This is a genomic window from Nocardia sp. NPDC060220, from assembly GCF_042727815.1.
Taxonomy (GTDB): Bacteria; Actinomycetota; Actinomycetes; order Mycobacteriales; family Mycobacteriaceae; genus Nocardia.
Genome location: NZ_JBHWZY010000128.1, coordinates 1 through 11,450 on the forward strand (window position 1 = coordinate 1; position 11,450 = coordinate 11,450).

Sequence of the window (11,450 nt, forward strand, 5' to 3'; positions counted from 1 at the left end):
GCCGCTTCTCATCCTCAGCTGCAGGCGGCGATGACCAGGTCGCGGACGCGGGCGGCGTCGGCCTGGCCGCGCGTGGCCTTCATGACGTCGCCGACGATCTTGCCCGCGGCGGCAACCTTGCCGGAGCGGATCTTCTCGGCGATGTCGGGGTTGGCGGCGAGGGCCTTCTCGACCTCGGCCTGCAGGGCCGAGTCGTCGCTGACCATGCCGAGGCCCTTGGCCTCGACGATGGCGGCGGGCTCGCCCTCACCGGCGAGGACGAAGTCGACGACCTGCTTGGCGACCTTGTTGTTGACGGTCTTGGTTTCCACCAGCGCGATCACCGCGGCGACCTGGGCGGGGGTGATGGGCAGGTCGGCGAGGGCGATGTCGCGTTCCTTGGCCTTCTCCGTCAGGTAGGCGACCCACCAGGAGCGCGCCTCGTTGGCGGGGGCGCCCGCGTCGACGGTGGCGATGATGAGGTCGAGGGCGCCCGCGTTGACGAGGTCGCGCATGACCTCGTCGGACAGGCCCCAGTCGGCCTGGATCCGGGCGCGCACCAGCCACGGGTATTCGGGGATGGTGGCGCGCAGCTCCTCGACCCACTCGGCGGCCGGGGCGACAGGCTCGAGGTCGGGCTCGGGGAAGTAGCGGTAGTCCTCGGCGGTTTCCTTGCGGCGACCAGCGGCGGTGGAGCCGTCGGCTTCCTGGAAGTGGCGGGTCTCCTGGATGATCTCGCCGCCGGCGGTGAGCACCGCGGCCTGACGACGCATCTCGTAGCGCACCGCGACCTCGACGCTCTTGAGCGAGTTCACGTTCTTGGTCTCGGTGCGAGTGCCGAATTCCTTGGCGCCGACCGGCATCAGAGACACGTTGGCGTCGCAGCGCAGCGAACCCTGCTCCATCTTCACGTCGGACACGTTCAGCGAGCGCAGCACCTCGCGCAGCGCGGTGACATAGGCGCGGGCCACCTCGGGCGCGCGCTCACCGGCACCGGTGATGGTCTTGGTGACGATCTCGATCAGCGGCACGCCCGCGCGGTTGAAGTCGAGCAGCGAGTGGCTCGCACCGTGGATGCGTCCGGTCGCGCCGCCGACGTGCAGGGACTTGCCGGTGTCCTCCTCCATGTGCGCGCGCTCGATCTCGACGCGGAAGATGGACCCGTCGTCGAGGGTCACGTCGAGGTAGCCCTCGGTGGCGATCGGTTCGTCGTACTGGCTGATCTGGTAGTTCTTCGGCTGATCGGGGTAGAAGTAGTTCTTGCGCGCGAACCGGCCCCACGGGGTGATCGAACAGTTCAGCGCGAGGCCGATCCGGATGGCCGATTCGATGGCCTTCTCGTTCACCACGGGCAGCGAGCCGGGCAGGCCGAGGCACACCGGGCACACCTGGGTATTGGGTTCGGCGCCGAACTCGGTGGGGCAACCGCAGAACATCTTGGTCGCCGTGGACAACTCGACGTGGACCTCCATGCCGAGCACCGGCTCGTACCGGGAGATGACATCGGCGTAATCCATCAACTCGACCGTGGGTGCACTCATGACGCCCAGTCTAGGTAAGCCCGCTGACGCACTCGGCCGGTGGTCCTAGCGGGGCGGGACGCGCTGGGTGAGCCACCCGGTGACGAAGGTGAGCACCGCCGGGTCGATGGTCGTCTCGATGGTCGCGTACTCGCTCGGCTTGCCGGTCGCGGTGGGCTGCATCAGGTGGTTGAGGCCGGGAAACGTGTGCACGGTCGCGTCGGGAGCGGCGGCGAGGTTCTCGCGCATCGGGCCTTCGTTCTGGGTGGCGATGACCTGCTGGTCCTTGTCGCCGAAGAACGCCAGCACCGGCACGCGCAGCGCCTGCAGCGTCGGTTTCGGGTCGTGGGTGATGAACGAGGTCATGTACGGGGTGTTGAACCCGTCGACCACCTCCTGGGGCGCGCGTTCGGCCACCGGCAGGGAGTCGTTGTGCCGCTGGGTGAAAGCCCGCGCGCCCTCGATATCGCCCGCGCGCAACAGCCTCGACCATTCACTGACGTAGGCGACCTGCTGGTCGATCTGGCCCTGCGGCGCCCCCGTCGAGGCCATGATCACTTTGTTCTGCTCGATCAGCACGTCGGCGCCGGGGACCGACGGGCCTGCCATCAGAACCGCGAAGGCGACATTGCTGTCGGGCAGCGCGGCGACCATCGGGGCGAGGTAGCCGCCTTCGCTGTGCCCGAACAGACCCACTCGGGCGGGATCGATCTCGGGGCGGGTACGCAGGAACGCGAGGCCCGCGGCCGCGTCGGCGGCGAGGTCGGGGTAGGTGGCGTCGTCGAGAGTGCCGCTGGTACCGCCGACACCACGGTCGTCGGTGCGCAGCACGGCATAGCCTGCGCGAGTGAAGGTGTCGGCGAGCAGCTGGAACGGGCGGTGGCCCATCAGCTCTTCGTTGCGGTCCTGCGGGCCACTGCCCGTGATCAGCAGCATCGCCGGAAACGGGCCACTACCTTCGGGTTCGGTGAGCGTGCCCGCGATGGTGATGTCGCCGTTGCGATAGGTGACGTCCTCGCTGCGGTACGGGTACGGCGGTTTCGGGTCCTGCGGGCGGGGCAGGTTCTCGATCTTGCCGCGCTGCAGCGTGACCGGAGCCTTCTCCCCGGACTGCACCCAGTCACCGGTGAGCCGGTCGCCGTCGAGCTTGCCGCGGAAGCCGGGGTCACCCGGCGCGTCGGGGATGGTGAACTCCACCCGGTCCGGTTCGGTGCGTACATCTTTCAACGGCGCGTCGCGCACACCCTGCGCCGGGATGTCGATGGTGGCCGATCCGTCCTCGGCGAAGCTCACCCCGATCGAGATCGGCTGCCCCGGTACCTCGATGTCACCGTGCCAGCTGCCCCACACAGTGGGGGCGGCCGCGTCGTCCGAGGCCCCCGAACACCCCGCCACCAGCGCGGCGACGACGAAAAGAACCGAAACGATCACTCGACCGGTGCGCATGAACCCACGGTACCGACGCGCACCGACAATGTCGGAGGAACCGGCGCCGATATCAGCCGAAGAACGCCGACGCCTCGCTGAGCCGTTCCGGCGGAACGCGTTTGAGCTGCTTGGTCGCCTCCGACAGCGGAACCAGACCGATATTGGTGCCGTGCAGCGCCACCATCTGACCGAAATGCCCCGCGTGCACCGCCTCGGCCGCGTGTACCCCGAACCGCGTCGCGAGAATGCGGTCGTAGGGTGTGGGGCTGCCACCGCGCTGGATATGGCCGAGCACCGTGGTGCGCACCTCTTTGCCGATGCGGCGCTCGATCTCCGACCCCAGCTGCTGGGCGACGCCGGTGAACCGCTCGTGGCCGAACTCGTCGATCCCGCCCTCGCGCAACGCGAATCCGGATTCCGGCGCGGGATGCGCGCCCTCGGCGACCACGCAGATGAAGCTCTTGTCACCGCGCTGGAAGCGGGCCTTGATCATCGCGCACACCTGCGACACGTCGAACGGCTCCTCGGGCACCAGGGTCAAGTGGGCGCCCGCGGCGATCCCGGAGTTCAGCGCGATCCAGCCGGCGTGGCGGCCCATCACCTCGACCAGCATCACCCGCTGATGGGATTCGGCGGTGGTGTGCAGACGGTCGATGGCCTCGGTGGCGATCGACAGCGCGGTGTCGTGGCCGAAGGTGACGTCGGTGCAGTCGATGTCGTTGTCGATGGTCTTGGGCACGCCGACCACCGGCACGCCCTCGTCGGCGAGCCAGCTCGCGGCGGTGAGTGTGCCTTCGCCGCCGATGGGGATCAGCGCTTCGATGCCGTTGTCGTCGAGGGTCTGCTGGATCCTGGGCAGGCCTGCGCGCAGCACCTCGGGGTTGGTGCGTGCGGTGCCGAGCATCGTGCCGCCCTTGGTGAGCAGGCGGTCGGTGCGATCGTCGTTGTGAATGCGGATCTTTCGATCCTCGAGTAGGCCGCGCCACCCGTCCTCGAAACCGACGATGGCATCGCCGTAGCGTCCGTTCGCGGTGCGGACCACAGCCCGGATCACCGCGTTCAGACCTGGACAATCTCCGCCTCCGGTCAAGACTCCGATGCGCATGGCGTTCATCTTGCCGCACCGGCCTCGATCAGGGGCAGTGACCTCCGGCCAGCTCGCTCAGGTGCCCCGAGATGAGCGTCGCCATCTTGTCGAGCATGGCCATACCGTCGTTGAAGCTGCCCGAATCCGGTTGTGCGGCGAAGGCGATCGCGATCCGGCCGGTGGGCGAGTCGATCAGACCGAACTGACGGACCAGGTACTTCCCCGCCGGGTCGGGCCCCCACCCGCCCTTGAACTCGGCACTGCCGAACGCGCCCAGACCCCAGTGGTGGCTGGCGATGATCTGCTGCATCAGCCCGACCACCCGCTCGCTCTGCGGGATGCACGGCAGCTGCGAGGCGAAGCGCACCTGGTCGGCCAGTGTCCATTCGGCCTGACCGTAGACCGACGCGTCGGCACGGGTGCGCGTGGCCGGCACGGTGGTGCGGGTGTCGCTGCCTTCGCGCAGCACGCCCTCCACCGCCTTGGCCGCGTCGGCACCGCTGCCGAGCGAGGCCCACAGGGTGTCGGCGGCGCCGTTGTCCGACGCGGTGATCGCCGCAGAGGCATACGACGAGTAGGAAGCGCTGTTGCGCAGGGCCGCGATGGCCAGCGGCACCTTGATCGTCGACCAGGCTGGACCGGAGGACCAGTTGCCGAAGGTGACCATCTTCTTGCCGCCCACCGGCATGATCGCCAGCCCCGCGCTCCCGCGGAAACCCTGCTGGAGCTCGCTGAAATCGGCAGCCAGGCTGCCGGGTACCGCGATCGAGATCGTGCCGTTGTCGGCGCCGGGATCGGCGACGGGAACCGTGGTGGTCACGCTCGACCGGGCGGCCTTCGGCTCGGTACCGCAACCCGCGGTAGCGAGCACGACCACGCCCAGCAACGCGGACAGCACCACCCGGACGTGATGGCGTCGTTCATTATTCATTATGTGAAGCATTTTCGTTTGTAAACTCCCCCGGGGCGTTCGGTGCTGGCGACCCGTACCGTTACCGTACTGCGACATATGCCGATCGCCCACTTCGAGCACCGAACCCTCAGGTCAGACGGTGTTCGCCCGTATAGATATTCATCGTTTCGGCACGCAGGAAGCCGACGAGTGTGAGGTCGGACTCGGCGGCCAGGTCGACGGCGAGCACGCTCGGCGCCGACACCGCGGCCAGGATCGGGATCCCGGCCATCACCGCCTTCTGCGCCAGTTCGAACGACGCGCGACTGCTCACCACCAGCACCAGATCGTGCGCGGGCACCCGGTTCTCGCGCACGGCCCAGCCGATCACCTTGTCGACGGCGTTGTGCCTGCCGATGTCCTCACGCAGGGCCAGCAGCGTGCCGTCGGTGGTGAACAGACCCGCCGCGTGCAAGCCCCCGGTGGCCTCGAACAACTTCTGCCCGGCGCGTAGCTGTTTCGGCAGGTCGGTCAGGGTGTCGGTGCTGATCGACACCGAATCGTGCGGGATCGGGAAGCGGGTGCGGGTGCGCACTTCGTCGAGCGCGGTCTTACCGCAGAGGCCGCAGGCGCCGGTGGTGAGGAAATTGCGGGTGTGGATCGGCACCGGATTGCGCAGGCGCAGATCGAGGACGTTGTAGGTGTTGCGGCCGTCGCTGTCGGTACCCGCGCAGTAGCGCGCGGTGACGATGTCGTCGGCCGAGCCGATGATGTCCTCACCGAACAGGAAGCCGTGGACGAGGTCGATGTCGTTGCCGGGGGTGCGCATGGTGACGGTGAGCGATCGGCCGTCGACCCGGATCTCGAGCGGCTCCTCGACGGCGAGAGTGTCGGGTCGCTGAATCCGCCCGGCCGGGGACAGGCGGGTCGTCTTGCGCCGTGCGGTCACTCTGCTCATCCCATGACTCTGCTCACTGTGCGGGTTCTGATCAAACACGGGTTGCCGATCAGGTGATCGGCGCGATGGATCAACGCTCAACCGGTGGCGAGTCCGGCGACGGATTCGATCGTCGTCGTGACCGGGTGGTCATGGTCGTGCACAGTACCCAACGGTTGCCCGGTCATAGCTGAATGGGATCAGCCCGCTGTCGGGCGCGGCGCGATGGCGAAGTCGGTGGTCCGCGCGGTGCCGATGAGGGCGGTGGTGAGCACCGATCCGGGTTCGACCGCCGCGGTGACGAGCACGATCTGCGCGGTGACCACCGGGTCGGCCAGTTCGAACACCCGGATGTCGGCGGTGGGTCCCAGCGCCGCGACCCACGGCTGCGGCACGATGCACGCCCACCGCCCGGTGCGGGCGTGTTCGAGCAGTGTCGCCACCGAGTCGCTCTCGAGTTGGGGTGCCGCGGTGAGGCCCAGTGTCGCGAGCGCGTCGTCGATCAGCTGACGACCGCGCATCCCCGGTGGCAGTAGGCACATCGGCAGTTCCAGCGCGTCTGCCCAGGAGATCTCGGTGCGGCCCGCGACGAGCGCGCTCCCCGCGACGAGAACGTGGCGTTCGGCGTAGAGCTGGGTGAGGGTGAGGCCCGAAGTGTCGACACCCTGCGCGTAGACGATGCCCGCGTCGAGCTCGAATCGGCGAATCCGTTCGACGATGTCGGGCGAGCGCAGACTCGTCTCGACCCGCACCCGCATCAGCGGATGTTCGGTACAGAAAGGGTCGGTGAGCAGCGCGACGGTGCTCGACGCCGCGGGCACCACCCCGATCCGCAGTTCACCGGTGAGACCGGTCTGCAATGCGCGGACCTCGTGTTCGAGTGCCTCGCGGTCGGCGATGATCCGCCTGGCCCACAGCACCAGCCGCTCGCCCTCGGGGGTGAGACCCTCGAACGTGCGCGCGCGGCGGACCAGCGGCACGCCGAGTTCGTGTTCGAGTTTGCGGATCGCCTCCGACAGCGCGGGCTGCGACACGTAACAGGCCTTCGCCGCCCGGGCGAAATGCCGTTCCCGGGCGAGCGCGACGAAGTATTCGAGCTGACGGAACAGCATTCGGAGAGCGGGTCAGTCGTCCTGGTCGTCGGCTGCTTTGTTGCGCGCCTTCGCGATCTCGAGCGCCTTCTCGGCGGTGGCCTGGTCCGGGTAGGGGCCCATCCGGTCGCCGTACCAGCAGGCCTTGCCCTGTTCGGCCTTGTGGTGCTTGAGGCAGTAGTACCACTCGTTGTCGTCAGCCATGCCGACAGTATGCAACGTTTCGCATACCGGCGTCTCGAAGGTGGGTAACGCGGGGGTAGCGGGTTCGCGAATGAGCAGGGCGACAGCGATTCCCACCGCGACGCCGATCACCGTGTCGACTCCGCGTTCGGTGAGCAACGTGAGCGGATCGGACGGATCGGCCAGTTCGGTCATCGACATGATCAGCGGCGTGAAGAAGCCCATCGCCACCGCGTAGTGGCGGGCCATGAACAATTCGGTCGGGTAGAGCAGCGCGATGATCGCCAGGCCGAGCATCGCCGGGCTCGGACCCGGGATCAGCAGCGGCGCGGTGACCGCGAGTCCGATGAACGTGCCGACCACCCGGTGCATGCCGCGGGTGATCCGGTCACGGGAGCTGGCGGCGGCCAGCGGCACCGCGGCGCCCGCCATCACCCAATTGGCATGGCCGACGCCGAGCAGCAGCCCGATCCCGCCGGCGATCGAGATCGCCAGCGCGTAGCGTCCCGCCTGCACGTACGACACCCCTCCGGTGCGATGCGGCGGAATCGGTATCCGCATCGCACACATGCCGGCCCGGCGGACTCGCCGCGTCGACTCGAGATAGCCGACGATCACGCACAGCATCGCGGTGCCCGCGCACAGCACCAGCGCCAGGAGCGGATCGCGCTGCGCCCCGGCCACCATGGCGATGGCGCCGAACGCGAAGATCCCGAAGAACGGCCCCTCCGGCCGCAAGCCGAGGCGGTCGGTGATCGGCGAGGCGACCGCGGCGAACACCGCGACCGCCGACACCAGCACCGCGGGAGGGGCATGCAGGCGCGCGAGCAGGATGCCGGCGCCGACGGCGCCGACCAGCATCACCGCCGCTTCGCTCTGGTGGATCAAGCGCCGGCGTGGCGATTCCGCGAAGCCGTACATCCCGGTGAACGAACCGAAGACCGCGTAGATGAGCAGGTCGGTGCGGCCCACCGCGATCAGCACGAGGCCGGGGATCGCGAGACCGACGAAAACGCGGGCGGCGGGCAGATGATCGATCTCGGTGACGAACCGTTGGTAAATCTGGCGCGCCCGTGTTCGCGTGGTGCGCAAGGGTTCCTCCGAAGTCGGTCGCGGGACATGCCCGTAGGGCCGATGATCAAGCCTGCACGATCCGCGCGCACGCCGTCAACCTGCGGTGATCCCGGTCGCACCGGCGAAAACGGCGCTATAGCGGGAGTGATAAGCGCGACCGATCGACCGGTCGGAAATCGGACTTGGACGCCGCCGAGCGACACGACGAAAGTTACCTACGCCCTTCCGTGATCTCGACGGTAGAGAATCCAACCGAGGCACTGGACAGGGCACATCTTTCTCGACCCGCATTCACCGCGAAGGGAAGATCTGACATGGCTGACGGTCCGCACACCATCTGGGATCCCGATCGGGGCCCGAGCGAAGCAGCAGACCGGGCGGCCGTGCCGAAGGCCAAGCCCTACCACCATCCGGCGGCGGGCTGGGGCGCGGCGATCGCGGTCGGAAAGTTCATGGTCGGCAAGGAACACGAGCCGTTCATCGGCACCAAGGCCATCCTGAAGATGAACCATCAGGAACGCGGCTTCGACTGTCCGGGCTGCGCGTGGCCCGACGCCACCGACGGCTTGGTCCTCGACGTGTGCGAGAACGGCATCAAGCACGTGACCTGGGAGATGACGCACAAGCGGTGCACTCCCGAATTCTTTGCCCAGCACACCGTCACCGAGCTGGCCACCTGGAGTTCCTTCGACCTCGAGGACCAGGGCAGGCTCACCGAGCCGATGGTCTACGACCCCGAGACCGACCACTATGTGCCGATCAGCTGGGCCGACGCGTTCGAGATGGTGGGCAAGGCGCTGCGCGAGCTGCCCGACCCGAACGAGGCCGCGTTCTACACCTCGGGCCGACTCGCCAACGAGGCGACGTTCCTCTACCAGTTGATGGTGCGCGAGTACGGCACCAACAATCTGCCCGACTGCTCCAATATGTGCCACGAAGCCAGCGGCCGAGCTCTACAGGCCTCGCTCGGCACCGGCAAGGGCACCTGCGACCTCGAGGACTGGGACAAGGCCGACGCGCTGTTCGTGATGGGCCTCAATGTCGCCTCGAACGCGCCGCGCATGCTGACCTCGCTCGCCGAGGCCTACAAGCGCGGCGCCCAGGTGGTGCACGTCAATCCGCTGATCGAAGCGGGCTCGCGCAACACGATCATCCCGCACGACTTCCTCGCGATGGCCACCTTCCACCCGACCAAGACCGGCACGCTCAACCTGCAGGTGCGCATCGGCGGCGACTTCGCGCTGATCCGCGGCATGGCCAAGGCCGTCCTCGAAGAGTCCGCGACCGACGAGAAGGCTCTCGACCACGAGTTCATCGAGCGCTACACCGTCGGCTTCGACGAGTACGTGCGCGAAGTCGAGGCGACCACCTGGGCCGATATCCAGACCGAGTCGGGCCTGAGTGAGGCCGAGGTCCGCAAGGCCGCCCGCATCTACTGCGACTCCGACCGCAGCATCATCAGCTGGTGTCTCGGCGTCACCCAGCACGAGCACGGCGTGGAGACGATCCGCGAGATCGTCAACCTGCTGCTCCTGCGGGGCAACCTGGGTCGCGAAGGCGCGGGACCGTCGCCGGTGCGCGGGCACAGCAATGTGCAGGGCAACCGTACGTGCGGCATCGACAACAATCCGCCCGCCGCATTCCTCGACCGGCTGGCCACGGTGTGTGAGATCCACGTGCCGCGCGCCAACGGCTACGACGTCGTCTCCGCCATCGAGGCGCTGCAGAAGGGCAAGCTGAAGTTCTTCATGAGCATGGGCGGCAACCTCGTCCAGGCCGCGCCCGACAGCGAATACACCTTCGAGGCGTTCCAGAAGGCCGACTTCACCGTCATGGTCTCCACCAAGCTCAACCGCAGCCACGTCGTGCACGGCAAACGCGCGCTGATTCTGCCCTGCCTCGCGCGCACCGAATACGACGAGCAGCGCAGCGGCCCGCAGGTGGTCTCGATGGAGAACGGCATGGCCGTGGTGCACCTGTCCAAGGGCATGAAGAAGCCCGCGTCGCCACATCTGCTGTCGGAGCCCGCGATTCTGGCGGGTATCGCCAAAGCCACACTGCCCGAGACGAAGACGCCGTGGGAATACTACGTCGAGGATTACGACCGCATCCGCGACACCATGTCGAAGGTCCTGGACGGTTTCGAGGACTACAACCGGCGGGTGCGACTGGGACTCGGATTCCGGATCCGGCAACCCGCGCGGGAGCTGATCTTCCTCACCCCGTCCAGCAAGGCGGAGTTCTCCGCCGCGACGCTGCCCGACACAACCAACCCGGCCGGGGTGCTCACCCTGGCCACGCAGCGCTCCCATGACCAGTGGAACACCACCATCTACACCAGCAACGATCGCTATCGCGGGGTGAAGAACCTGCGCACGCTGGTCTTCATGAACTCTCGCGATATGCGCGACCGCGGCCTGAAAGAGTTCGACGAGGTCGACATCACCAGTACCGCCCGTGACGGGTCGACGCGATCGCTCTCCAAGTACAAGGTCGTCACCTACGATATTCCGCCGGGCTGCGCCGCCGGGTACATGCCGGAAATGAATGTGCTGTGCGCGATCGGCGACTACAGCACCGAGAGCGATCAGCCGATGATGAAGAGCGTGAAAGTGACTGTCACACCGTCGAGTTGAACTCTGTCGAGGAGATGACAATGAACCAGCACCCGCGAAAGACACTGGCGTCGATCGGCGATATCGAGCACGCGAAGTAGGGGGACAACCGATGTCATATCTGCTCGCACTCATCGCCGAACCCGGCGAGACGTCCACGACGCAGCAGTTGGCCACCGAGGCCCAGCAGGTCGCGATCCGCAACAACATCGACGTGGTGAGCCTGGCCGAGCTCGACACCCTGCCCGCCTACAGTGCCGCGATCGACACCGAGGACGGGCGGCCACTGATCGCCAACCAGCTGCGCCGCTCCACGCTGGAAGCCGACGGTGTGCTGCTGTTCGCGGCCGAGGGCGAGACCGTGGCGCCGCTGGCGGCGAGTGTGATCGCGTGGCTGGCCAATCCGGAGTCGGCGCCGGCCGTCGGGGGCAAACCGGTTGCGGTGATCACGGTGGGGCCCGGTGAGGTGATCAATCAGGACTTGGCCGATCGATTGCGCAAGGCGGGCGCCGAGGTGGTGGCCGACGGTGTGTCGATCACCGGGTCGTGGAGCGACCCGGACACCGTGGCCCGGCTCGGCGACACAGTGATCGCGGTTGCTTCGGCTAGCTGAGGTTCCTCCGCGACCGCGGCCCCCGAGATAT

Annotated in this window: 9 protein-coding genes; 2 read left to right on the plus strand and 7 right to left on the minus strand. The window is 67.6% G+C overall.

What is annotated here, in order from left to right; genetic code table 11:
* Positions 1-14 precede the first annotated feature (14 nt).
* The 7 genes from gatB to ACFWF3_RS09345 all read right to left on the minus strand — a co-directional run bounded on the left by gatB (position 15) and on the right by ACFWF3_RS09345 (position 8,209).
* On the minus strand, positions 15-1,520 hold the full coding sequence (gatB, locus tag ACFWF3_RS09315; protein ID WP_378991617.1) for an Asp-tRNA(Asn)/Glu-tRNA(Gln) amidotransferase subunit GatB: 1,506 nt from the start codon (positions 1,518-1,520) through the stop codon (positions 15-17).
* Between the two features lie 45 nt (positions 1,521-1,565).
* The gene (locus tag ACFWF3_RS09320) at positions 1,566-2,945 is read right to left on the minus strand and encodes an alpha/beta hydrolase family protein (protein WP_379313203.1); all 1,380 of its coding nucleotides are present in this window, start codon (positions 2,943-2,945) and stop codon (positions 1,566-1,568) included.
* Between the two features lie 52 nt (positions 2,946-2,997).
* On the minus strand, positions 2,998-4,032 hold the full coding sequence (locus ACFWF3_RS09325; protein WP_378633402.1) for an ATP-dependent 6-phosphofructokinase: 1,035 nt from the start codon (positions 4,030-4,032) through the stop codon (positions 2,998-3,000).
* Positions 4,033-4,060: 28 nt separating this feature from the next.
* Positions 4,061-4,945, minus strand: coding sequence for a hypothetical protein (locus tag ACFWF3_RS09330; RefSeq protein ID WP_379313204.1), 885 nt, complete (start codon positions 4,943-4,945; stop codon positions 4,061-4,063).
* Positions 4,946-5,054: 109 nt separating this feature from the next.
* Positions 5,055-5,864 carry a formate dehydrogenase accessory sulfurtransferase FdhD gene (fdhD, locus tag ACFWF3_RS09335; RefSeq protein WP_379313206.1) on the minus strand — a complete coding sequence of 270 codons (810 nt, stop codon included), beginning with the start codon at positions 5,862-5,864 and terminating at the stop codon, positions 5,055-5,057.
* Between the two features lie 179 nt (positions 5,865-6,043).
* Positions 6,044-6,955: a LysR family transcriptional regulator gene (locus tag ACFWF3_RS09340; protein WP_379313207.1), complete on the minus strand. Its 912-nt coding sequence runs from the start codon at positions 6,953-6,955 to the stop codon at positions 6,044-6,046.
* A 12-nt stretch (positions 6,956-6,967) separates the two neighbouring features.
* Positions 6,968-8,209, minus strand: a complete 1,242-nt coding sequence (locus tag ACFWF3_RS09345) for an FUSC family protein (RefSeq protein ID WP_379313208.1) — start codon at positions 8,207-8,209, stop codon at positions 6,968-6,970.
* 296 nt (positions 8,210-8,505) lie between these two features.
* On the opposite strand from ACFWF3_RS09345, the gene ACFWF3_RS09350 reads away from it, so the two are divergent.
* Both ACFWF3_RS09350 and ACFWF3_RS09355 read left to right on the plus strand, forming a co-directional pair.
* Positions 8,506-10,827, plus strand: coding sequence for an FdhF/YdeP family oxidoreductase (locus ACFWF3_RS09350; protein WP_379313209.1), 2,322 nt, complete (start codon positions 8,506-8,508; stop codon positions 10,825-10,827).
* Positions 10,828-10,918: 91 nt separating this feature from the next.
* Positions 10,919-11,419, plus strand: a complete 501-nt coding sequence (locus ACFWF3_RS09355; protein WP_379313210.1) for an NADPH-dependent FMN reductase — start codon at positions 10,919-10,921, stop codon at positions 11,417-11,419.
* Positions 11,420-11,450: the final 31 nt, after the last annotated feature.